The 21296-nt window shown below is 61.4% G+C and carries 23 protein-coding genes and 2 pseudogenes; 6 read left to right on the top strand and 19 right to left on the bottom strand.

From position 1 onward, the window contains the following. Positions 1-37: 37 nt before the first annotated feature. The 5 genes from ccoG to nirJ form a co-directional block, all read right to left on the bottom strand. Positions 38-1438, bottom strand: coding sequence for a cytochrome c oxidase accessory protein CcoG (gene ccoG / locus PT85_RS02255; RefSeq protein WP_039605813.1), 1401 nt, complete (start codon positions 1436-1438; stop codon positions 38-40). A gap of 139 nt (positions 1439-1577) precedes the next feature. Beyond that, positions 1578-2096 carry a superoxide dismutase family protein gene (sodC, locus tag PT85_RS02260; protein ID WP_027589879.1) on the bottom strand — a complete coding sequence of 173 codons (519 nt, stop codon included), beginning with the start codon at positions 2094-2096 and terminating at the stop codon, positions 1578-1580. Positions 2097-2559: 463 nt separating this feature from the next. Continuing rightward, positions 2560-4077, bottom strand: coding sequence for a nitrite reductase (locus tag PT85_RS02265; protein ID WP_039605814.1), 1518 nt, complete (start codon positions 4075-4077; stop codon positions 2560-2562). Beyond that, positions 4068-4889, bottom strand: coding sequence for a uroporphyrinogen-III C-methyltransferase (gene cobA, locus PT85_RS02270; RefSeq protein ID WP_039605815.1), 822 nt, complete (start codon positions 4887-4889; stop codon positions 4068-4070). The genes PT85_RS02265 and cobA overlap by 10 nt, the downstream gene beginning before the upstream one ends. A 57-nt stretch (positions 4890-4946) precedes the next feature. Beyond that, the gene (gene nirJ, locus PT85_RS02275) at positions 4947-6134 is read right to left on the bottom strand and encodes a heme d1 biosynthesis radical SAM protein NirJ (RefSeq protein WP_039605816.1); all 1188 of its coding nucleotides are present in this window, start codon (positions 6132-6134) and stop codon (positions 4947-4949) included. Positions 6135-6555: 421 nt separating this feature from the next. Here nirJ and PT85_RS02280 point away from each other — a divergent pair, with 421 nt between their 5' ends. From PT85_RS02280 to arfB (PT85_RS02300), 5 genes are all read left to right on the top strand, one after another. Beyond that, a complete protein-coding gene (locus tag PT85_RS02280; protein ID WP_052199854.1) occupies positions 6556-6786 on the top strand; it encodes a hypothetical protein in 231 nt (76 codons plus the stop codon). Positions 6787-6909: 123 nt separating this feature from the next. Beyond that, positions 6910-7332: a hypothetical protein gene (locus tag PT85_RS02285; protein ID WP_234702655.1), complete on the top strand. Its 423-nt coding sequence runs from the start codon at positions 6910-6912 to the stop codon at positions 7330-7332. Between the two features lie 190 nt (positions 7333-7522). Continuing rightward, complete coding sequence (gene arfB, locus PT85_RS02290) at positions 7523-7936, top strand: alternative ribosome rescue aminoacyl-tRNA hydrolase ArfB (protein ID WP_039605818.1); 414 nt, start codon at positions 7523-7525, stop codon at positions 7934-7936. Between the two features lie 258 nt (positions 7937-8194). Further along, complete coding sequence (locus tag PT85_RS17905; RefSeq protein WP_139182051.1) at positions 8195-8470, top strand: hypothetical protein; 276 nt, start codon at positions 8195-8197, stop codon at positions 8468-8470. Positions 8471-8781: 311 nt separating this feature from the next. After that, positions 8782-9153: an alternative ribosome rescue aminoacyl-tRNA hydrolase ArfB gene (gene arfB, locus PT85_RS02300; protein WP_052199855.1), complete on the top strand. Its 372-nt coding sequence runs from the start codon at positions 8782-8784 to the stop codon at positions 9151-9153. A gap of 399 nt (positions 9154-9552) precedes the next feature. Here the strand turns inward: arfB (PT85_RS02300) and PT85_RS17910 are convergent. Beyond that, positions 9553-10041 (bottom strand): annotated as a pseudogene (locus tag PT85_RS17910) (IS4 family transposase); the annotation flags it as partial. A gap of 162 nt (positions 10042-10203) precedes the next feature. Here PT85_RS17910 and arfB (PT85_RS17915) point away from each other — a divergent pair. Then, positions 10204-10473, top strand: a pseudogene (arfB, locus tag PT85_RS17915) (alternative ribosome rescue aminoacyl-tRNA hydrolase ArfB); the annotation flags it as partial. A 102-nt stretch (positions 10474-10575) separates the two neighbouring features. On the opposite strand, the gene PT85_RS17920 reads toward arfB (PT85_RS17915), so the two are convergent. The 13 genes from PT85_RS17920 to PT85_RS02355 form a co-directional block, all read right to left on the bottom strand. Beyond that, positions 10576-11040, bottom strand: a complete 465-nt coding sequence (locus PT85_RS17920) for a hypothetical protein (protein ID WP_139182048.1) — start codon at positions 11038-11040, stop codon at positions 10576-10578. Continuing rightward, positions 11040-11918: a hypothetical protein gene (locus PT85_RS17925; protein ID WP_074467539.1), complete on the bottom strand. Its 879-nt coding sequence runs from the start codon at positions 11916-11918 to the stop codon at positions 11040-11042. The genes PT85_RS17920 and PT85_RS17925 overlap by 1 nt, the downstream gene beginning before the upstream one ends. 130 nt (positions 11919-12048) lie before the next feature. Continuing rightward, positions 12049-13422, bottom strand: a complete 1374-nt coding sequence (locus tag PT85_RS17630; RefSeq protein ID WP_074467538.1) for a Fic family protein — start codon at positions 13420-13422, stop codon at positions 12049-12051. A gap of 311 nt (positions 13423-13733) precedes the next feature. Further along, positions 13734-14222 (bottom strand): siroheme decarboxylase subunit beta, encoded by a 489-nt coding sequence (gene ahbB / locus PT85_RS02310; RefSeq protein ID WP_039605820.1) that lies wholly within the window; start codon positions 14220-14222, stop codon positions 13734-13736. Then, positions 14197-14640: an Lrp/AsnC family transcriptional regulator gene (locus tag PT85_RS02315; protein ID WP_039605821.1), complete on the bottom strand. Its 444-nt coding sequence runs from the start codon at positions 14638-14640 to the stop codon at positions 14197-14199. The genes ahbB (PT85_RS02310) and PT85_RS02315 overlap by 26 nt, the downstream gene beginning before the upstream one ends. After that, on the bottom strand, positions 14633-15139 hold the full coding sequence (gene ahbB / locus PT85_RS02320) for a siroheme decarboxylase subunit beta (protein WP_039605822.1): 507 nt from the start codon (positions 15137-15139) through the stop codon (positions 14633-14635). The genes PT85_RS02315 and ahbB (PT85_RS02320) overlap by 8 nt, the downstream gene beginning before the upstream one ends. After that, positions 15136-15597, bottom strand: a complete 462-nt coding sequence (locus PT85_RS02325; RefSeq protein WP_039605823.1) for an Lrp/AsnC family transcriptional regulator — start codon at positions 15595-15597, stop codon at positions 15136-15138. Before PT85_RS02325 ends, ahbB (PT85_RS02320) begins: the two co-directional genes overlap by 4 nt. A 1-nt stretch (position 15598) precedes the next feature. Beyond that, positions 15599-16777, bottom strand: a complete 1179-nt coding sequence (locus PT85_RS02330; protein ID WP_039605824.1) for a cytochrome D1 domain-containing protein — start codon at positions 16775-16777, stop codon at positions 15599-15601. 1 nt (position 16778) lies between these two features. Continuing rightward, the gene (locus PT85_RS02335; RefSeq protein ID WP_037008655.1) at positions 16779-17066 is read right to left on the bottom strand and encodes a c-type cytochrome; all 288 of its coding nucleotides are present in this window, start codon (positions 17064-17066) and stop codon (positions 16779-16781) included. A 58-nt stretch (positions 17067-17124) separates the two neighbouring features. Further along, positions 17125-17442 carry a c-type cytochrome gene (locus PT85_RS02340; RefSeq protein WP_027589866.1) on the bottom strand — a complete coding sequence of 106 codons (318 nt, stop codon included), beginning with the start codon at positions 17440-17442 and terminating at the stop codon, positions 17125-17127. Positions 17443-17499: 57 nt separating this feature from the next. Then, complete coding sequence (locus tag PT85_RS02345) at positions 17500-19221, bottom strand: cytochrome D1 domain-containing protein (protein WP_027589865.1); 1722 nt, start codon at positions 19219-19221, stop codon at positions 17500-17502. Between the two features lie 507 nt (positions 19222-19728). Next, entirely contained in the window at positions 19729-20604 is an 876-nt protein-coding gene (locus PT85_RS02350; RefSeq protein WP_052237582.1) for an ethylbenzene dehydrogenase-related protein, read from the bottom strand. Positions 20605-20647: 43 nt separating this feature from the next. Then, positions 20648-21253, bottom strand: coding sequence for a NapC/NirT family cytochrome c (locus PT85_RS02355; protein WP_027589863.1), 606 nt, complete (start codon positions 21251-21253; stop codon positions 20648-20650). Positions 21254-21296: the final 43 nt, after the last annotated feature.

Genomic DNA, 21296 nt, shown 5'->3' on the forward strand with positions numbered 1-21296 from the left:
GCTGGGTCGGCGGCACTCTAACAGGCCGCCGGCGGTGTCAGCGCTGCGGTGCGATGAAGGTGGAGGGCGTGTCTATCCGGCGTTCGGGATGATCGAGGTCGCGCAGCGCGAAGCGGATCTCCGTGGTCATGCCCTGTCCCCGGTCCGAGACGCGGGTGATGCTGACCGGAATATCCAGGATCTCGCCGGCCGCCAGCCGGAACTCGGCCGGCGCGTTGAGGCGCAGCGCGTCGCCGGCGTCCAGCGCCAACTGGTAACGGGCCGGGCTCTGGGTCTTGTTGATCAGCTTGAGACGATAGATGTTCTCGATCTGCCCCTCGGTGTTTTCCCGGAACAGGCCACGGTCGCGGGTCACGTCCAGCGACAGCAGCGGCCGCGCTGCCAGCGCCCAGATGAACAGGGCGATCATCACCGACAGGGCAATGGCGTAGCCGACCAGGCGCGGACGCAGCCAACGGGTGCGCCCGCCGTCCAGTTCGCGTTCCGAGGTGTAGCGCACCAGGCCGCGCGCATAGCCCAGCTTGTCCATGACGGTGTCGCAGGCGTCGATGCAGGCGCCGCAGCCGATGCATTCCAGCTGCAGGCCGTCACGGATATCAATGCCGGTGGGGCAGACCTGCACGCACAGTGTGCAGTCGATGCAGTCGCCCAGCCCGGCGGCGCGCGGCTCGCTGTCCTTGCGGCGCGCCCCGCGGGGCTCGCCACGGGCGCTGTCGTAGGCGATCAGCAGGGTATCGCGGTCGAACATCACGCTCTGGAAGCGCGAGTAGGGGCACATGTCGCGGCAGACCTTCTCGCGCAGGCAGCCGGCATTCAGGTAGGTGGCGGCGGCGAAGCCGACGACCCACAGCACGCCGGCATCGAGCAGCCGCAGCTCCAGCAGGTCCTGGAGCAGGCCGCGAATCGGCGTGAAGTAGCCGACGAAGGTCAGCCCGGTGACCAGGCTGATGCCCAGCCACAGACCGTGCTTGGCGCCGCGCTTGCGCAGCTTGTTCCATGACCAGGGCGCCGCGTCCAGCTTGATGCGCTGGTTGCGGTCGCCCTCGGTGACCTTTTCCACCCACATGAACACCCAGGTCCACACGCTTTGCGGGCAGGTGTAGCCGCACCACACCCGGCCGGCGGCCACGGTGATGAAGAACAGGCCGAACGCGCAAATGATCAGCAGCGCCGACAGCAGGATGAAGTCCTGCGGCAGGAAGGTGGCGGCGAAGATGTGGAACTGGCGGTTGGCCAGATCCCAGAGCACGGCCTGGCGGTCGTTCCAGGTCAGCCAGACAATGCCGAAGAACAGCAGGAACAGGAATCCCGAGCCGAGCATGCGCAGCGTGCGGTAGCTGCCGGTGAAGCTGCGAGTGTGGATGGCGCCTTCAAGCGGGCGAGCCGGCTTGCCGGGGTCGATGGTCTCGATGACCCGGGCAGGGATGCGTTCGTTCATGGGAGGTTCCCGACAATCGTAATGGGCTGCGGGAATGATCGGGGGCGGGCTGATTTAAAAACAGGCTCAGGTTTTTGATAAAAAACCGTATCAGATGGAGCCGGCGGGACCTTGCGTCCCGCCGGCGGCAGCGCAGCGGCTACTGAATCACCCCACAGGCCACGCGGGCTCCGCCGCCGCCCAGCGGCTGCGGATGATCGGCGTGGTTGTCGCCGCCGGCGTGCACCATCAGCGAGCGGCCCTTGATCGCCTCTTCTTTCTTCAGGCGCGGGGCCAGCACCGGCTGGCGGGCGTTGCCTTCCTCGTCCACGTACAGCGCCGGCAGGTCGCCCAGGTGGCCGTCGCCCCACGGCGTGCCGTGCTTGCCGGTGTTCTGCGGGTCGTAATGCCCGCCGGCGGCTGCCGCCGCGGTGGCGGTGCCGTTGACCTCGGCCGGTTCGCAGCTGGGATTCTGGTGCACATGGAACCCGTGCAGCCCGCTGGGCAGCCCGTGCAGGTTGGGGGTGAACACCAGGCCGTATTCGGTGGTGGTTATGGTGACCTCGCCCAGCGCCTGGCCGACGCCATGGCTATCGACCGCGTTCAGGGTGACGGTGGTATCGGCAACGGCGGCGCCGCTGCCAAGCAGCAGGGCCAGCAGGGTGATGTTCGGCTTCATGGGCTCTCCTCAGAGGGGTTGTGAACCCAGAGAGCATAGCGACGGGATCGAGAATCGCCGGCGCTCGACGATGAACCCGGTGGGAGCGAATTAATTCGCGAGCTTTTGGTCGCGGCCAGACGCAGGACCCGAGGCGGTCTACGTCAGGGGCGTAGGGCGGACAACGTCGTTATTGTCCGCCGGACAGCGGTATCGGCGGAGCGCCGAGGCGGCGGACAGGTGAAGCGTTGTCCGCCCTACGGGGGCGGGGCGTAGGGCGGACAACGTCGTTCTTGTCCGCCAGACAGCGGTATCGGCGGAGCGCCGAGGCGGCGGACAGGTGAAGCGTTGTCCGCCCTACGGGGGCGGGGCGTAGGGCGGACAACGTCGTTCTTGTCCGCCGGACAGCGGTATCGGCGGAGCGCCGAGGCGGCGGACAGGTGAAGCGTTGTCCGCCCAACGCCAGGCTCGGCAACCGCCGGGCTCAGTGCGAGGTGCCTTCCACGAAGCCGATCTTGTTGCCCACGTTGTACTTGCCCGAAGGCTTGTTCATGGGGATGCGCTTGATCTCCTTGAGGGTGTCGGACTCGATCACCAGCAGCGCGCCGTCCGTGTCCCACACGCTGAGCAGCAGGTGCTTGCCGTCGCGGGTGAATTCCACGTGGGCGGCGTTCTTGCCGGGCATCGGCCGCAGGGTGTGGGCGACCTTGAGGGACTGCTTGTCGATCAGGTGGATGGCGTCGTTGTTGGGGCCGAAGAACACGTCGGTCCAGGCGTACTTCGAGTCGGCGTGGCTGCGCATGAAGAAGCCCGGCCCTTCGGTGGGGATTTCCTCGATCAGCTTCCAGCTCTGCATATCCAGCACCGAGATCAGCCCCTGGCTGACGTTCGGCGTGGCGAACACCCACTGGCCGTCGCGCTGCCAGTAGATGCCCGAGCCCAGGTGCGGCATGCCCGGCAGCGGGATGTCGGTAAGCGCCTTGCCGCTGTCCAGGTCGATCACCTGGCCGCCCTTGGCCTTGCGCGAGGTGGCCAGCAGTTGGCGGTAGTCCGGGGTGAAGGAGAAGTCGTCGAGGAAGTCCGCCGCCGGGATGCGGCGCGGTTCGAAGGTCGGCGTGCCGGCGTAGGACAGTTCCCACACCTCCTGCACGTCCTTGAGCGCCACCACGAAGCTGTCGCGCGGCGGCGCGGTGTACACGGCGCTGACCCGGGAAATCGTGCCGTCCAGACCCTTGGCCGGGATGCGCTTGACCAGCGACAGGTCGCGGGCGTCCAGCACCACCAGCTCGCCGGGCAGGTAGTTGCCCACCAGCGCCCAGCGGCCATCGTTGCTGACCGCCAGGTTGCGGGTGTTCAGGCCGGCGCGCACCTCGGCGATCATGGTCAGGTTGTGCAGGTCGTAGACGCTGATCCAGCCGTCCCGGGAGGCGAAGTAGACGAAGCGCCCGTCCGGCGAGAACTTCGGCCCGCCGTGCAGGGCGAAGTGCGACTGGAACTTGGCCAGCTCCTCGAAGCGGTCGCCGTCGAGGATACGCACCTGATGGTTGCCGGCTTCCACCACCACGAACAGGTTGAGCGGATCGGCGCCGTGCTGCGGGGTGTCCGGCAGCTTGCGCACGTCGGCCAGCAGACGGTGGCTGGCGCGCAGGTCGGCGTCGGTCCATTGCGGCGCCACGGCGGGCGGGGTGTACAGGTAGTCGGTCAGCGCCTGGATCTGGCCGTCATCCAGCAGGTGCCCGTAGGCCGCCATCTGGCTGGCGGGGCGGCCGTCGCGAATCACCTTCTTCGCCTCGGCGGGCTTCAGGCGGCCGAGGCTTTCCGGCAGCAGCGCCGGGCCGGCGCCGCCCAGGCGGTTCTCGCCGTGGCAGGCCAGGCAGTGCTGGCGGTACAGGGCGTCGGCGTCCGACGTCGCGGCGGCCGCCTTGGGGATGCACAGGTCGAGGGCCACGAAGGTCGCCGCCGGCAGGGCGGCGATGGCCAGCAGGGTCATGATCAGTCGCATGGGTCTTCCTCCGTGGCGACGAGGCGCGCCGGGAACTGCGGAGTGCGCTCGGCGAACAGGCCGACCACCTTGCCGATCACCGTCAGCGCCGGCGCGCTCAGCTGGTTGCTGCAGGCCATTTCCTCCAGGTCCGCCAGCGTGCCGCGCACCACGCGCTGATCCGCATGGGTGCCGCGGCTGATCAGCGCGGCCGGGGTATCAGCGGCCAGGCCGGCGGCGATCAGCTGGCGGGCGATCACCCCGAGGCTGGCCAGGCCCATGTAGAACACCAGGGTCTGGCCGCCATTGGCCAGGCTGCTCCATGGCAGCTTCAGCTCGCCGTCCTTCTGCAGGTGGCCGGTGATGAACTGGCAGGAGTGCGCCAGATCGCGATGGGTGAGCGGGATGCCGGCGTAGGTGGTGCAGCCCGAGGCGGCGGTGATGCCGGGCACCACCTGGCAGTCGACGCCCTGGTCGAGCAGGAACTCCAGCTCCTCGGCGCCACGGCCGAAGATGAACGGGTCGCCGCCCTTCAGACGCACCACGCGCAGGCGGTCGCGGGCCAGGTCCAGCAGCAGCTGGTTGATCTGCTCCTGGGGCAGGCTGTGGTAGCCGCTGGCCTTGCCGACGTAATGGCGGGCGCAGCGCGCCGGCAGCAGGGCCAGCAGTTCGTCGCTGACCAGGCGGTCGTAGACCACCGCGTCGGCCTGTTGCAGCAGGCTCCAGGCGCGCAGGGTGAGCAGGCCGGGATCGCCGGGACCGGCGCCAACCAGGGCGACCTCGCCGGGTACGAGGGACGCGTGCAGTGCAGGGGGGAGGGTGAGCTGGTCCATGCGGACTCCTTATCTCGTCTCATCGGCGGCTCTGGTGGCCGCTTGTGTCGGATGCGGTCAGGCGAGCTGCACGCTGGGAATGCATCGGGTTTCCGGCAGGCCGATTTCCGTGTCGCTCAGGTAGCAGCCGGGGTCTTCGCCCCACAGGTTGCCTTCGGCCCAGGCGCGGGTACGGGTGTTGCCGTTGCAGATCGACAGCCACTGGCACTCGGCGCAGCGGCCTTCCACGGCGCGCGGGTGTTCGCGCAGGCGCAGCAGCAGCGGATCGGGGTTGTCCAGCCAGATGTCGCGGAAACTGCGCTGGCGCACGTTGCCGACGGTGTGCTGCCACCAGTAGGTGTCCGGGTGCACGGCGCCGGTGTTGTCGATGTTGGCGATGCCGCTGCCCGAGGCGTTGCCGCCCCAGGCGCGCAGCATCTTCTCCAGACGCGCGGCGTGCTGCGGCAGGCGCTCGCGCACCCACTGCAGCAGCAGGATGGCGTCGGCGTCGTTGTTGCCGGTGACGAAATCGGTGTCGCGGCCGCTCATCACGTCGGCCCAGGCCTGCTCGAACAGCTGGCCCATGGCGTCGCGGGTCATGCGGTGATGGGCGTCGGCCTTGCGGCTGCGCTTGCCGCGCCCGCTGTAGTTGAGGTGCGAGAGGTAGAACTTCTGCACGTCGTGCTCGCGCATCAGCGCGAGGATCTCGGGCAGCTGCGGGTAGTTGTACTGGGTGAGGGTGGTGCGCAGGCCGACGCGGATGTCGTGCGCCCGGCACAGGTCGATGGCGTGCATCGAGGCGGCGAAGCTGCCCTTGAGCTGGCGCCAATCGTCGTGCACCGCCTCCAGGCCGTCGATGCTGATGCCCACGTAGTCGTACCGGGCGGCGACGATTTGCGCGATGTTGCCCGCGTCGATCAGCGTGCCGTTGGTGGACAGCGCGACGAAAAAGCCCTTGTCCCGGGCGTAGGCGGACAGCTCGAAGATGTCCTCGCGCAGCAGCGGCTCGCCGCCGGAAAGGATCAGCACCTTCACCCCGGCGGCGTGCAGGTCGTCGATCACCCGCAGCGCCTCGGCGGTGTCCAGCTCGTCGCGGAACTCGCTGTCGGCGGAGGTGGCGTAGCAGTGCTTGCAGGTGAGATTGCAGCGCCGCAACAGGTTCCAGATCACCACCGGCGGCCGGGTCCCCGGCGTGCCCCGCGCACCCAGCACGGGCCCGGCCTCGGGCCGGGCCAGCGCGCGCAGGTAATGGCTGATTCGCAGCATGAACAATTCTCCTCGCGAGACCGAATAGGCCTCCTTTGCGTGGGAGAATCGCCGAGCCGGCCGCCTCGCTCCTTGATCAGAAACAAGCAAAGTGCTGTGCCACAGCCTGATCGTTCAGGGAGCGCGGATATGTCGCGGTGGAGGCGCACGCGCCCAGAGGAGGCGAGGGCGGTTGGTGGTGGTGTTGCAGAGGCATAACGGCGGCGTTCCGGCAGGGCGGTCGGCGCTTTCCCGGTCGCCGATTCGGATTGCACCGAAGCCACGCCCGGTGGCCTACGCTACGACCGGCCGACGCTTTCACGATCGCCGATGTTTATTGCAGCGAAGCCGCAGGGTTCCGGTTGCAACGAGATCGCCGTCAATCCGGGCACAGGCCGCTGTGCATAGACTCGGGCTCCCCGACCATCGCCGAGGAGCATCCGTGGAAACCGGAGAATTCGTTGCGCTCTACTGCCTGAACAGCCTGTTCTGGAAATGGATCATCAGCTGGGGCGGCGCGCGCTGGCTCGAAGGCTGGAAGAGCATGGTGTTTCTGGAGTGGTTCGCGTGGGGCTGGAACGCCGAGCAGATCCGCCTCTATGCGCTGGTGGCGTGGGGCTTTAGCACGCTGTTTTTCGTGGTTGGCCTGTTCAAACCGGAATGGCGGTTCTGAGCCCGGCGCCGTCAACGCACGCGTAGGGCGGTCGGCGCTTTTCCGGCCGCCGCTGGTTCTGCACCGGCAGTTCACCGAAAAAGATACGGATATAACTTGGAAGGGAATTAAATGAAAAAAAACATGGGTGCTTCAGTCATTGTTGCATCAAGTTTTTTATTGAGTGCCTGCCATATCCTGGGCGTGGATGTCCCCTCCATCCCTGAATTGGTTCAAAAGAACCACTGGGAAGGAAAGCCCATCGATGCCGCCATGGTTAAGTGGGGGCAGCCTTTGAAAGCTGAGAAAATCAACAATGAAATAACGGCTTATATTTGGGATTTTTCTCGTATCCGAAGCATAACGTATGAGGCAGATAGCTATGCCTACTACAATACGGACCGTCCTGGCATGACGACTGGCATTGTGTACGATACGAAAAACGTTAACGTCAAATGCAAGCTGATTCTTCAGGTCGATAACCAATCAAAGTTGATTACAAATTATCGTCTTGATAAGGATTACACGCGCGCAGGCCCGTGCCAGCACCTCTTTTACGGTGACTAAGTACACGGGCTAGCCACAAAACCACACCGATGCCTCGTCCGCGCCAGGCACAACGCCCCGGCTACGCTAATCATTGGGCGGTCGGCGCCTTTCCGGCCGCCGTTGGGCTCTGCACCGGTCGGAACCGTGGGGTCGCGGCCAGGCGGGGCCGGGGGGTATCCTGTCGCCCCGGCCATTCTCCGAGCCCGCCATGCTGCAAATCACCAATTCCGTCGAGCTGCCCGACAGCGAAATCGAGCTGAGCGCGATCCGTGCCCAGGGCGCCGGCGGGCAGAACGTCAACAAGGTGTCCAGCGCGCTGCACCTGCGCTTCGATATCCGCGCCTCGTCGCTGCCGGAATTCTACAAGGAGCGCCTGCTGGCGCTGCGCGACAGCCGCATCACCGCCGACGGGGTGGTCGTCATCAAGGCGCAGCAGTACCGCACCCAGGAACAGAATCGCGAGGATGCCCTGCAACGCCTGGCCGAGCTGATTCGCAGCGCTGGTAAGGTGGAAAAGGCCCGGCGCCCGACCAAGCCGACGCTTGGCTCGAAAAAACGGCGGCTCGAAGGCAAGAGTCAGCGGGCGGCGATCAAGGCTGGGCGGGGGAAGGTGGAGTATTGATGAGGCAGATATATTTTTATATCTGTTCCCTTTGTCGTTGTAGTAGTTGGTGTTTTGACCGCCGGGCCTTTAGCTAAATTGCTGGGTATATAGAAGGAGAGCTCCCAGAGGCGTTGGTGCATGAAGCGACGGGGATGGCGGTCGAAAAGTATTCGGTTCTGCGCAGCGCCACCGATGAAATCGAACAGAAGTTATCTGCAATAGCAGTCTTGAGCGGAGCTTGGGATTCTGTCTTGGAAGATATAAGGAATATGTTGGGTGATTAATTTATTGGTTGCGTATAGAGGTATTGTTTTTTCGGTCCTTGTCGCTGCGTCTTTCGCTAACTCAGTGAGATTTCTTCCTGATTGGGGTGTGTTATTGAGTTTTTTGATTCTTCAGATATCCCTTTCTCGTGGGATTTACGCTTATCTTAATGGTGGTCGCATGCTCACCCTTTTAGGGGGTGTGGTGTCTGCAAAGGCTGATCCTGAGAGTAGGTCGGTAATGGCGGGCATTATTTTTGCGGTATATGTTGCGATATTTTTTGTGTGAGTGTTGGGGCAGATTTATTTTCCTTTCCTTTCCTTTCCTTTCCTTTCCTTTCCTTGGCTCCGCTATTATTGATAGTTGCGAACACACACCGAGACCAAGGAGCAGCCCGCATGGATGCTAGGCGCCAAACCGATCTTCATCAACAACAGCGCGCTTGGAGGCTTGCCGCCAGCACGGACGTCGATACGTTTGCCAGCTTGCTATCCAGACCTGACCTGCTCGACTGCATCAACATGAAATGGGGACAGATTTATTTTTCTGGCTGCCTGATAATCCAGGGATGGAAAATAAATCTGTCCCCTTTTCCTTAAATCGAGCTGAGCGCGATCCGTGCTCAGGGCGCTGGCGGGCAGAACGTCAACAAGGTGTCCAGCGCGCTGCACCTGCGCTTCGATATCCGTGGCTCGTCGCTGCCTGAGTTCTATAAGGAGCGCCTGCTGGCGCTGCGCGACAGCCGCATCACCGCCGACGGGGTGGTCGTCATCAAGGCGCAGCAGTACCGCACACAGGAACAGAATCGCGAGGATGCCCTGCAACGCCTGGCCGAGCTGATTCGCAGCGCGGGCAAGGTGGAAAAGGCCCGGCGCCCGACCAAGCCGACTCTTGGCTCGAAAAAGCGGCGGCTCGAAGGAAAGAGCCAGCGGGCGGCGATCAAGGCTGGGCGGGGGAGGGTGGAGTATTGAAGGGGTAATAGAAAATAAATCTGTCCCCTTTATTAATTCCTATAATTCCTATGTTTATGGGGAGGAATGATGTTGATTGTATTTTTCAGGATTTTGTATGTTTCTTTTTTTTCGGCGATTTGCTGGGGGGGTAGTGTTCTTTTGATGGGATTGCTAGCTCCGCTTGTGTTGAGTATTTTTAGAGGTCATGATCTGGTTTTCATATTTCGTTTCGATCTATTTCCTATTGGATTTTTGTTTGGTGGACTTTCTGGGTTTGTTATGGCTGTGTTTTCCTTGTGGAATAATAAAAGAGTTAATTGAAATGGCGATGGTTTGAAGTGAAATGGGGACATATTTATTTTTCTGGCTGCCTGATAATTCAAGGATGGAAAATAAATCTGTCCCCTTTTTCTTTGGCTTTTGCCCACGTGACTGCGGATAGGCCGCTTGATTCGCTGCGGTATCCGGCATGGATACCGTCGTGCCATCCACGAGCCGTACAGGCCTTCCCATCCACAACCAGCTGCAACGCGATTTGGCACTGATCAAGGCGCCGCTGGTGCGCGCAAGCGTTGACACCATCTCTACGGGTAGCCGCTGCCGAGCTCGACAGTAACCGCCGGTGCGCGTGCTGCATGGGCTTGAACCGGTTCGTAGCCGTTTGATGGCCAGATCATCGACGGCTTTCCGGCAAGAGCGGTCCGCGCTCAGTGCCTGCGCCATGAACATAGACAACGTCTCGGCGGGCGGAAACAACCGCTCCCTATGGCGGGGCAGCAAGGCCTCGATGCAGTCGAGCAGGTCAGGTCTGGATAGCAAGCTGGCAAACGTATCGACGTCCGTGCTGGCGGCAAGCCTCCGAACGCGCTGTTGTTGATGAAGAGCGGTTTGGCGCCTAGCATCCATGCGGGCTGCTCCTTGGTCTCGGTGTGTGTTCGCAACTATCACCGTAGACTGGGGAGCGGCCTTTTTGTTTCAAATCAATGGGTTAACGGTTAAGTAAGTGCCATTCGGGGCAGATTTATTTTCCGGATTTTCTAGTGGTGAAAAATAAATCTGTCCCCTTTTCTTGAATTCTACAAGGAGCGCCTGCTGGCGCTACGCGACAGTCGCATCACCGCCGAAGGGGTGATCGTCATCAAGGCGCAGCAATACCGCACCCAGGAACAGAATCGCGAGGATGCACTGCAACGCCTGGCCGAGCTGATTCGCAGCGCGGGCAAGGTGGAGAAGGCTCGGCGCCCGACCAAGCCTACCCTCGGCTCGAAAAAGCGGCGTCTGGAAGGCAAGAGCCAGCGGGCGGCGATCAAGGCTGGGCGGGGGAAGGTGGAGTATTGAAGGGGTTGTGCGAGCAGTTGAGCAATGGGGGCTTTTATTTTCCGAGAGCATGGTGAATTCGTAGCTGAAAAATAAATCTGTCCCCGCTCCTTCCTTTTTCTTCTACGTATGAGCCCTGATTAATGCACTTCGAACACCAATTTTTGCGGTGTAAAAGGTAAAAGCATTGATTGACGTGGCAATAGCGAACATAAAAAACAACCAGGCTCCTTCAAATTTATTCAACCCGCCAGTAAACCAAATTGCAAGGCACGGTATTAGGTAGATAATGGTGTTTAAGATGCCGACATTGAAATGGCATTTAAGTCTCCAGTAATCAGGCCATTCATGTAAAATTCTGGTTGTCCTATCATCTGGGAAAATAACGCCAACACCTTCTTTCAAGGTCCATCCAGAAACGCTAATCGGAAATAGCATAGCCCACTGCAAAGCATTTTCATTTATTGGATTAGAAATGAATTGCTTCTCAAAATATTCTCCAAAGAAAATATAAATGGCGGATCCAGAGATTAGAAAAGCAAACTCATAGCTAATAAAAAACACTCTTAAGTAATAAAGTGCTTTCATTAGTGCCTCATGTCCCTTTCGTTTGAAATTTTATCAAATTGTGATTTTGCCTTTACAGCAAGCTCATTGGCGGTAGGCTCTTTATCATGGAGAAAACTTTTCCTTGTGTCGCTCGTTCTTATTACTACTTCATCACCGTCTTCAAAGCCAACAACCTTTCCCCGCCCGTAACCATCAGCGGCCATTAGAATGGCAGCATCACTAATCGCTGGAGCTTCTTCTGGCTCATAATCTCGAGATTTCATGATGCTATCCATTAATTCGACTATTTTTGAATTTAGGCCTTTTGGTTTGGAAGAGTGCTCTTTGACAGCAACTTCTGACGCATTTCGGCTTTTGATATATTCATTTAGGCTTCCCCATAATCTGCCGAATAATGGGTTGGGTGGGTAAACGGTTGCTGAAAATTCTGTAAAATAGCTTAATTTTTTTAGCCGAGTAGTAAACGCCCTGTAGTCGGATATAGGCTCGACATCGCAAGCGACCATAAAACCGTCAAAGGCTGCTTCAATTACTGATTTAAAACGTCTGGGGAATATATCCTCTTGAATTCCGTTCCATACATGTAAAAAAGCTATGCCCGAGAAGTCGGGGAGGTATACAAAGGATGAGCTAGCCTCAAGTAGATTTGGTACGTCGGTATTTATTTGTGCACGACTAACTTCGTCAATGACTTTAGCGCAACCATCTTTTGCATACTTGGATAGTTTCCCAAATATATATGGGAAATCTGCATTTCTATTGTCTTCAATGTCGGTGATAGTCCAGTCGAATTTCCCTATTGTAATAATTGGGGCGTTTGTAATTGCATTCATCAAGCTGTCTTGGTCGAGATTGATTTTCACCACTCGGCCAAGATAGTAGCGGCCTTTTCTCATCGGATATGCTTCCTGGTAAGTTCTAGTGCCCTGCGAAACGGCGGGCGTTGGCAGATTTGGTTGGGCGTACCCTTTTGGCCGAGGCGGATTGATGGCTTGGAAAATGAATCTGTCCTTATCACCCGTTTCTCTAAATCAAGCCAACTTTTGCAAGAACCTCTTGGATAAAGTTCTGAGCTATTTCCGAGGGGGAAACATTGTCATCCCACTCTGGTGAGCGCTTAACAGGGTTGTAGCGACGGCGGAAAAACGTTCTATCTTCTACTAGAATCTCTCTAAGCGTAATGCGATCTTCTGATTCAAAATCATCTAATTTCCTATTGCCGCCAGCACCATCTTGCATGGATACCAGAATGGTTATCGTGTTTTGTTCAAATGGCCGAATGTCACCGGCATTTCGGTAATGTTTGGCGAACCAAAAAACAAATCTTTGATCAATCTCGCCATACATGAAATGTAGGCCGAAAAGCCATGTCCTAGTGGCTCTGCCATGATTTTTAAGTGCTTGGTATTTTTCAAAGTCAAGGCTTCCATAGTCCTTGAAACCTACGCGCATATCAGTGAGCTCTGAATTAAGCTCTGCACATATGCTCTCGAATTCATATTTCAGGGAGTCATATGATTTTTGTATTGAAAGGAACTTTCTGTGCTCAGTCTGCTTGATTTTTTCTGATGCAGCCTTTGCTATATTTTTAACCCAGCTTGTTTTTGATTTTTCTTCGCGAATTATTGAAAGATAGCGCTCAGATGTTCTAAGTACGTTTTTTGCCACTATTTCAAGGAAGTCACCGCCGCTACCTAGATCTGCGCTTTCCAGGGATTCATAATAGTTTCGCTCGCGGTCTTCCGGTTGTACTGATGCCGGAACATATCGGTGCTTTAGAAGTACGTAATCCTGAATTAGGCGTGCTACCCGTCCATTTCCATCAACAAATGGATGTACTCTTGCAAAGGCCCAGTGAATCCATGCCGCTTTATGAATAGGATGGATAATCGCAGAGTTTTCTAGATCAACAATCTGGCTAACTAAATGCGGAACATCAAGGTGTGATGGAGGTCTTACTTTTGCTCCTGTGATTGCTACATCAATAGATCTAAATGATCCGGCGGAGCACTTGTCAATGTCTTTTAATATTTTTTGATGCAGTTCTTTTACTAAATGAATGGATAGGGAGATTTTGTTGTCAAGACACTCTTGCAGATAAAGGCAGGCGTCGGCGAGATTTATCACTTCTTGTTGATCTTTTCTTGACCCTGCTTCTACTATTCCGGAGCTTAGGACAACAATGGTTTCGCGCCTAGATAGTTTGTTTCCCTCAATTACTGCAGAGGCATGGACTCGATCATAGAGAATCTCTGATTGAAGCTTCTCTGTTATATGTGGAGCCAGAGGGCGCTGGTCATCAATTTCCTTGATGCTCTCATCAACTTCCTCCAAATAATCTAGAGTGACTCCCTTTGGAAGAAATCGGTTTAAATCTAAGATTTCTTTTTGGATATCCATGAGGTTTCCGCTTTTGGCTAATTATCTATGAAGTGGCCGGCACTAATCCCGCTCCATTTTTCGTATTCGCTTTTTTGAAGCGGCAGTTCACCGCCGGCACACGAAAACGTTCGTACCGGTACGGCGGCAACGCGAGGTGATAAGCGGGAAGAAGTGACTGTGACGGCACGCAACGATCCCTGTTTGGCGTTTGGGTCGAAGCTACTATTTCGCCATCAGCATTGTCCAGCCTACGGAAGTCGAGGCGAGTTCGAAGAGGGGCTGGGGGGCAGTCTGAAGGCCGCCGGATGCAGCCGGCCCCAGGGTCCGGGTTAAACCCTCAACCCCGTCTTCTTCAATATCCGACTACTCACCAACATCTCATCCCCCCGGCACGCCTCGCCTAGCAGCTCGCGAATCTGCGCCCGGTAGTCCTCGATTTCCTCAGCTCTGCGCCCGTGCACCATGGCGAACAGGTTGTAGTGCCAGCCGTCGCGGCGGGGGCGGCGGTAGCAGTGGCTGACGAAGGGCTGCGCGCCGAGCAGGGGGCCGAGGCGGGGGAGTTGGGCGTCGTCCACGTCCCACACGGTCATGCCGTTGTGGCGGTAGCCGAGGCGGTAGTGGTTGGGTACGGCGGCGATGCGGCGGATGGCGCCGTCGGCCTGCAGCTGGCGCAGCAGGTCGAGCACGGCCTGTTCGTCGAGGCCCAGCTGTTCGCCGATCCACGCCCAGGGGTTGTCCACCAGCGGCAGGCCGGCCTGGGTGAGTTCCATCAGGCGGCGAACCAGCGCGCCATCAAACCTGGAAATGCAGGCCGACATGGTAGGTCTCCTCCTTGGGCAGGTTGAGCACGGTCAGGCCGGTCAGCGCCTCGATGCGCGCGATGGTCGCGGTGATGCCTTGCGGGGTGGCGCAGCCGAGCACGAACCACATGTTCCACTGATGTTCGCGGCGGTAGTTGTGGGCGACTTCCGGCAGGCCGTCGAGGATGGCCGCCACGGCGTCGAAGCGTTCTTCCGGCACGGACAGGGCGGCCAGGGTGAAGGCGCCGCCCAGGCGGTCGATGTCGAACATGGGGCCGAAGCGGGTGAGGGTGCCGTCGTCCAGCAAGGCCTGCACGCGGGCGCGCAGGGTGGCGGCGTCGCTGTGCAGTTCCTCGGCCAGCGCCTCCCACGGGCGGGGCACCAGCGGCAGGCCCAGTTGCAGGCGGTTGATCAGGCGGCGGTCGAGGTCATCCATGGGCGCGGTCCAGGGCCGGCGCGAAGCGCCCGCCGCATTGCTTGTAGGCGCGGGTGCTGAACAGCAGCTTGTGCGGGCGCTCGCTCAGGCCCAGTTCGGCCAGCAGCGCGGCGATGTGCGCGGTGACGCTGGCCCGCTCGCGGCCGTGCACCATGCAGAACAGGTTGTAGGGCCAGTGCGGCAGGCGGCGCGGGCGGCGGTAGCAGAGGTTGACGCCCGGCGCGGCGGACAGCCGCGCGCCCACCGCGTCCACCTCGGCGTCGGGGATGTCCAGCACCAGCATGGCGTTGGCGTGGATGCCCAGGGCGCGGTGCTTGAGTACGAGGCCGACGCGGCGGAACAGCCCGTCGCGCTGCCACTGCTGCACCTGTGCCAGCACCTGCTCTTCGTCGGCGCCGATGCGTTCGGCCAGCAGCCGATACGGACTGGCTTCCAGCGGCAGGCCTTCTTCCAGCAGGCGGCGCAGGCGCACGGCCTGCAGGTCGTCGAGCGGCGTCATGGCAGGTTCTCCAGGGAAAAACCCAGGTCGATGCGGTAGGAGTACTCCATCGGCAGATCGAGCGGGGCCAGGCCGGTGTCCGTTTCGATCTCGGCCAGCAGGCGATCCAGGCTGGCGCGATCCGGCCCGGTGAGCACGAACCACAGGTTATAGGCGTGCTCGCGCCGGTAGTTGTGGTTGACCTCGGGGTACTGGCTGATGCGCGCGGCGACTTGCTCCAGGCGTTCGGCCGGCACCGCCAGGGCGACCAGGGTGCTGGCGCCGGCGCGGCTGTGCTCGAACACCGGGCCGATGCGCGACAGGGCATCGCGCGCCTGCAGGCGGCGCAGGCTGTCGAGCAGCGCCTGTTCGCTGCAGCCCAGTGCCTCGGCCATCGCCCGGTAGGGCTCGGCGCACAGCGGCATGCCGTGCTGGAAGCGTTCGATCAGCCGGCGGTCCAGCGGCTCCAGGCGGTCCATGTCACAGCCCCGTCTCGTGGGCGCGGCTGGTGAAGAAGATGCCGCTGGGGCTGTCGGCCGGCAGGCGCTGGATCAGCTCCAGGCGGTGCGGGTCCCAGACCTGCACCTCGTTGTTGTCGCGCACCGACAGCCACAGCTGGTCGCCACGCGCGGTGAACTCCATGTGCAGCACGGCCGGGCCGGGCTCCAGGGTCTTGATGACCTTGCGGGTTTCGGTGTCGATCACCTGGATCAGGTGGTTGTCCGGGTGGGCGAAGTTCACCCAGATCTGCCGGCCGTCCGGGCGGGCCATGACGAACACCGGCTGGCCGGCCACGTCGATGGCGCCGACCTGTTTCCAGCTGTGGCTGTCGACCACCAGCACGCGGTGCTGGCCGATGGCAGGCACGAAGGTGTGCTCGCCGGCCACGGTCCAGCCTTCCAGGTGCGGCATCTTGTAGACCGGCAGTTTCTGCTGGCCGCGGCCGTAGCCATCGAGGATGCGTTCGATGCCGCGCTCGGGGTGCCAGAGGTCGAGCTTGGCCATGCCGTCCTCGCCGAACAGGCCGGCCACGTAGTAGCGGCCATCCGGGGTGAGCAGCGCGTCGTAGGGCTGTTTGCCGATGTTCGCGAAGCGCGTGACCTTCGGTGTGCGGCTTTCGCTGAAGTCCAGCAGCCAGGTTTCGCCGGTGTCGAACAGGCTGTAGATGAAGCCGTTGTTGGGCACGTCGGTGACGCCGACCACGCGGGAGTTGCGGCTGCCGTCGGGCAGCGGCGTGGCGGGGATGTCGGCCACCTGTTCCAGGGTGACGGCGTCGAACACCTTGACGCCGCCCGGTTCGTAGTTGCCCACGGCGATCAGCGTGCCGTCCTGGCTGATGGCGCCGCCGATGCTGTTGCCGCCCTGCACCACGCGCTTGACCAGCCGCTGTTCCAAGAGGTCGACCTTGCTCAGCCCGCCGTCGCGGCCGAACACGTAGGCGAAGCGCTGGTCGCGGGAGAACACCACCGAGGCGTGGGACAGGTCGCCCAGGCCCTCGATGCGCGCCAGGCGGGTCTGGCCGCTGGTTTCGACGAGCTGCAGGGTGCCGGCGGCGCGTTCGACCACCACGCCAAGATCACCGGTGCCGCGCAGGGTGGGCTGCGCGCAGGCGCAGAGAACCAGGCTGGCCAGGGCCAGCAGCAGGGAAGGGCGCTTCATGTCAGGGATTTCCTTGCAGGAGTCTATCGACCAGCCAGGTGATTTCGCCGTCGTTGAGCAGGGCGTTCCAGCCGGGCATGGCGGTGCCGGGGCGGCCGTGGGTAACAGTGGCGATCAGGGAGTCGCGGGGTTTGCCGGCGAGGGCCTCGGGGGTGATGGCCGGGCCGAGTCCGCCGGTCAGGCGCAGGCCGTGGCAGGAACCACAGTCCTGCAGGAGCAGATGCTCCAGCTGGCGGCGGTCGATGGATTCATCGGCCGACACCGGGGGAATTGACAGCAGGGACGTCATGCTCAGGGCGGTGATGAAACTCAGCAATCGCGATCTGTTCATGACGTCCCCCTGCGGTTTACTTCTTCAGCGACAGGACCCACTCGGCGAGGGTCTTGGCTTCGGCGTCGGATACGGCGTTCGGCGGCATCGGGATCGGACCCCAGACGCCCTGGCTGCCGTTCTTGATGTGCAGGGCCAGGGTGTCGGCGGCACCGGCGACACCGGCGTACTTGGCGGCGATGTCCTTGAGGGCCGGGCCGACCATCTTCATGTCGGCGTTGTGGCAGGCAGCGCAGGGCTTGCTCTTGAACAGCGCTTCACCGTCAGCGGCCAGGGCCGGCTGCAGGCTCATGGCGGCGCCCAGGGCGAGCATCGGGAGCAGGACTTTCTTCATATAAAGACTTCCTTAAGGCTAATGGGACGGGCGGCGAACCCGTCCCGCGGAGGTACCTCAGTAAACGTCGTACTGAGTGTTGTGCACGTTGAATTTACCCGTCGGGGTAATCAACCTTTTGTCCCGGATCACTGTTTTGAGCTTGAGGGTCTTGTCGTCGACCACCACGATGGCCGATTCCTCGTCCTGACCGCTCCAAACCGAGAACCAGACTTCGTCGCCGGCCTTATTGTACTCAGGCTGCACGACGCGCTTGGCACCTTCCTTGATTCCGGACCAGTCGCCAATAGGCAGAACGGTGTAGCCGGCCGCCAGATTGTCGATGTTGAACACCGTCACCGACTGGCTGATCGCCGCGTCGGGGTGGAAGGTGGTATCCAAGTACAGGTTGCGGGATTTCGGGTGGGTCTTGATGAACAGCGAACCGCCGCCCTGGCCCTTGAGGGTTTCCACCACCTTCCAGGCGTGCTGCGGGTTCTTCTCCGGATCGGTGCCGATCAGCGAGATGGTCTCGTCGCCCAGGTGGCTGGTGGCCCACACCGGACCGTATTTCGGGTGGTTGAAGTTGGCGCCACGACCCGGGTGCGGGATCTTGCCGACGTCCACCAGGGCCGCCATCTTGCGGTCCTTGGAGTCGATCACCGCGACCTTGTTGGAGTTGTTCGCCGCCGTCATGAAGTAGCGGTGGCTGACGTCCCAGCCGCCGTCATGCAGGAACGGCGCGGTGCCGATGCTGGTGATGGACAGGTTGTCGATGTCCTCGTAGTTCACCAGCATGACCTTGCCGGTTTCCTTGACGTTGACGATGAACTCCGGGTGTTCGTGGGAGGCGATGATCGCCGCCACGCGTGGTTCCGGATGGTATTCCTGGGTGCCGACGGTCATGCCCCGGGTAGAGACGATCTGCAGCGGTTCCAGGGTTTCGCCGTCCATGATGGTGAACTGCGGCGGCCAGTAGTCGCCAGCGATCACGTACTTGTCCTCGTAGCCCTTGAACTTCGAGGTTTCCACCGAGCGGGCCTCGATACCCACCTTGATCTCGGCGACCTTGATCGGCTCCTTGCCCCACAGGTCGATCATGTCGATCTTGGCGTCGCGGCCGATCACCAGCAGGTAGCGGCCGGAGGCGGACATGCGCGAGATGTGCACGGCGTAGCCGGTATCGATGGTCTTGACGATCTTCTTGGTCTTGCCGTCGATCAGCGCGATCTTGCCGTCGTCACGCAGGGTGACGGAGAACAGGTTGGGCAGATCCAGCTTGTTCAGCTGCTTCTTCGGACGGTTCTCGGGCTTGACCAGCACCTTCCAGGAATTCTTCATCTCGGCCAGGCCCCACTCCGGCGGCGTCGGCGGGGTGTGCTGGATGTACTTGGCCATCAGCGTGATTTCGTCCTTGGTCAGCGCGTTGGACGTGCCCCAGTTGGGCATGCCGGCGGGCGAACCATAGGTTATCAGCGCCTCCAGGAAGGCCTGGCCGCGTTGCTGGGTGATGTCCGGGGTCAGCGGCTTGCCGGTGGCGCCCTTGCGCAGCACGCCGTGGCAGCCGGCGCAACGCTGGAAGTAGATTTCCTTGGCCTTCTCGAACTCGCCGGCGGTCAGGTCCGGTGCGCCGGGGCTGCGTACCACCTGGGCACTGGACGGATCGACGGCCGAGGCCTGGCTGGTGTAGGCGGCATCAGGGCTGTCGGGGGTAGTGGTCTTGGCGTGCGCGACGGCAACGCCGAGCAGCGAAAGAGCGGCAATGAACCCTGTCACTAGCGGTTTGCTTGCGGTGCTCATGCGAATCTCCTTAGGGCCGGCCTGGGTCGTATCGCGGCGGGCCATTACAGCGGGTACGGGGGTACTCGGTGAGTACATTTTTTTAGGATCGGTACTCTCTGTTCTGGGTAACTGGCTGTTTTCGATCTGGCCCTTGGGTCTGGTGAAAACTTTGCTCCGGGTCGATGCCCCTCACACCGAGGCCGGGCGCCGTGATGCGGGGCTAGGATCGCGCGCGGGCCCGAGGGAGGTCCTTGACGATAATCAAACGGTTCCAAAGCCCTGCCCGCGCACGAGGGCGGTCAGAACGTAGGGCGGACAGCGCTTTCCTGTCCGCCGATGGCGCCCGACCGCAGCCGCGCCCGGCGGACAAAAACGACGTTGTCCGCCCTACGGGTCACCTACGCACGATCGCAGCCGCGCAGGGGTGGAAATCCTGGATATAAAGGAAGGGAAAAAAACCGCGGCCGGGTCCCGGTCGGCCGCGGAAAGAGTACCCCCCGTCTCTGAAGGGACGGGGAGAGGTTCTTACAGACGCTTGGCGGTGATCCCCGCCTCGGCGTCGATGCCCAGCTGGTAGCCCAGCGAGACGTGGTGGTAGCGACCGCTGGCGTGGTCGTCGTGGATGGCGAAGCCGAAGTTGTAGACCTTGCCCGGTTCGAGCGTCACGTCGCCCTGGCCGCCGGCGAAGGCGCGGGTGAATACCACCGACCAGGTGCCGCCGTTCTGGCCGCCGGTGGCGCCCTTGAGCGCGCTGCCGCCTTCCATCACGCGCGCTTCGGCGATGTGGCCGTCGTAGGCCTTGTTCTCGCCGCTGCGCCACTGGTTGAGGTCGTAGTACACGCCGGCCGCCAGCGAGCCGTCCTTGACGTACTTGGTCTTCTGTTCGTCGCCGCCGGGCATGGTGCGCACGCCGTTGTGGCAGCTGCCCCAGCAGCCACCCTGTTCGGCCAGTTCCACCTGGGCGCCGGCTTCGAGCATGTAGGCGAGCTTCACCGGGTTCTTGGCGTCCATCTTCGCCGCGCCGGACGCCGCCGGCTGTTGCCAGCTGAAGCGCAGGTAGAGGTTCTGGCCGTCATGGGCGGCCTGTACCCGGGCATTGATGAAGGGCGCCTTGCCGGCGATGGGGCTGGGCTCCAGCTTCGCGCCGCCGACGATCTTCTTGCCCATGTCGCCCGCTTCCTCGGAGTGGCAGTCGGCACAGGTCTCGCCTTTCTTCAGGGCGCGGGCGCCGCCGTGTTCGGTGCCCTTGGTGATCCATTCCACCGGCGAGACGCCCGGGTAGAACAGGGTGATGTCAGTGGCCGGCAGCTCGTTCCAGTCGGCGGGCGGGGCGGCGAGGGCGGCCTGGGTGGTCAGCAGCAGGGCGCCGGCAATGGCGGTATGCAGCGGGGAAAGCGTCATGGTGGGGTTCTCCGTCAAGGCTGTGTGGTCCGTCAGGCGGTCCTTATCCTTCGTCTTCCTCGGTCATGCCCTGCGGTTTGCGGTGGGCGATGCCCTTGTGGCAGTCGATGCAGGTCATGTTGTCTTCGCGGGCCATCTCGTGCTGCTTGCGGGCCCGTTGTTTCTGGCTGGCGGCGTTCATGCTGTCCAGGCTGTGGCAGTTGCGGCATTCGCGCGAGTCGGCGGCCTTCATGCGCGCCCATTCGCTGCGCGCCAGCTGCAGGCGCTTGGCCTCGAACTTCTCGGGCGTGTCGATGGTGCCCACCAGCTTGCCCCACAGCTCCCGCGAGGCCTGGATCTTGCGGACCATCTTGTAGGTCCACTCCTTGGGCACGTGGCAGTCCGGGCAGGTGGCGCGCACACCGGTGCGGTTGCTGTAGTGGATGGTCTGCTGGTACTCCGGGTACACGTTGTCGCGCATCTCATGGCAGGAGAGGCAGAAGGCTTCGGTGTTGGTGGCTTCCAGGACGGTGTTGAACCCGCCCCAGAAGATCACCCCGGCCGCGAACCCGACCAGCAGCAGGGCGCCGAGCGAGTAACGCGCGCTGGGCCGCTTCAGCAGGGCGAGCAGGCGCTTGAACGCCGACGTGCGAACTTCAGGGTCTTTCATGGTGTGGTCCTCGGCTCACCCCCGCGCCGGGCGCGGGGGTGGC

This window comes from Pseudomonas flexibilis (assembly GCF_000806415.1).
GTDB lineage: Bacteria > Pseudomonadota > Gammaproteobacteria > Pseudomonadales > Pseudomonadaceae > Serpens > Serpens flexibilis.

Excerpts from the sequence above, each read along its gene's own strand:
- ccoG (WP_039605813.1), bottom strand. The coding sequence starts at position 1,438 with ATGAACGAACGCATCCCTGCCCGGGTCATCGAGACCATCGACCCCGGC.
- sodC (WP_027589879.1), bottom strand. The coding sequence starts at position 2,096 with ATGAAGCCGAACATCACCCTGCTGGCCCTGCTGCTTGGCAGCGGCGCC.
- PT85_RS02265 (WP_039605814.1), bottom strand. The coding sequence starts at position 4,077 with ATGCGACTGATCATGACCCTGCTGGCCATCGCCGCCCTGCCGGCGGCG.
- cobA (WP_039605815.1), bottom strand. The coding sequence starts at position 4,889 with ATGGACCAGCTCACCCTCCCCCCTGCACTGCACGCGTCCCTCGTACCC.
- nirJ (WP_039605816.1), bottom strand. The coding sequence starts at position 6,134 with ATGCTGCGAATCAGCCATTACCTGCGCGCGCTGGCCCGGCCCGAGGCC.
- PT85_RS02285 (WP_234702655.1), top strand. The coding sequence starts at position 6,910 with ATGGGTGCTTCAGTCATTGTTGCATCAAGTTTTTTATTGAGTGCCTGC.
- arfB (WP_039605818.1), top strand. The coding sequence starts at position 7,523 with ATGCTGCAAATCACCAATTCCGTCGAGCTGCCCGACAGCGAAATCGAG.
- PT85_RS17920 (WP_139182048.1), bottom strand. The coding sequence starts at position 11,040 with ATGAAAGCACTTTATTACTTAAGAGTGTTTTTTATTAGCTATGAGTTT.
- PT85_RS17925 (WP_074467539.1), bottom strand. The coding sequence starts at position 11,918 with ATGAGAAAAGGCCGCTACTATCTTGGCCGAGTGGTGAAAATCAATCTC.
- PT85_RS17630 (WP_074467538.1), bottom strand. The coding sequence starts at position 13,422 with ATGGATATCCAAAAAGAAATCTTAGATTTAAACCGATTTCTTCCAAAG.
- ahbB (WP_039605820.1), bottom strand. The coding sequence starts at position 14,222 with ATGTCGGCCTGCATTTCCAGGTTTGATGGCGCGCTGGTTCGCCGCCTG.
- PT85_RS02315 (WP_039605821.1), bottom strand. The coding sequence starts at position 14,640 with ATGGATGACCTCGACCGCCGCCTGATCAACCGCCTGCAACTGGGCCTG.
- ahbB (WP_039605822.1), bottom strand. The coding sequence starts at position 15,139 with ATGACGCCGCTCGACGACCTGCAGGCCGTGCGCCTGCGCCGCCTGCTG.
- PT85_RS02325 (WP_039605823.1), bottom strand. The coding sequence starts at position 15,597 with ATGGACCGCCTGGAGCCGCTGGACCGCCGGCTGATCGAACGCTTCCAG.
- PT85_RS02330 (WP_039605824.1), bottom strand. The coding sequence starts at position 16,777 with ATGAAGCGCCCTTCCCTGCTGCTGGCCCTGGCCAGCCTGGTTCTCTGC.
- PT85_RS02335 (WP_037008655.1), bottom strand. The coding sequence starts at position 17,066 with ATGACGTCCCTGCTGTCAATTCCCCCGGTGTCGGCCGATGAATCCATC.
- PT85_RS02340 (WP_027589866.1), bottom strand. The coding sequence starts at position 17,442 with ATGAAGAAAGTCCTGCTCCCGATGCTCGCCCTGGGCGCCGCCATGAGC.
- PT85_RS02345 (WP_027589865.1), bottom strand. The coding sequence starts at position 19,221 with ATGAGCACCGCAAGCAAACCGCTAGTGACAGGGTTCATTGCCGCTCTT.
- PT85_RS02350 (WP_052237582.1), bottom strand. The coding sequence starts at position 20,604 with ATGACGCTTTCCCCGCTGCATACCGCCATTGCCGGCGCCCTGCTGCTG.
- PT85_RS02355 (WP_027589863.1), bottom strand. The coding sequence starts at position 21,253 with ATGAAAGACCCTGAAGTTCGCACGTCGGCGTTCAAGCGCCTGCTCGCC.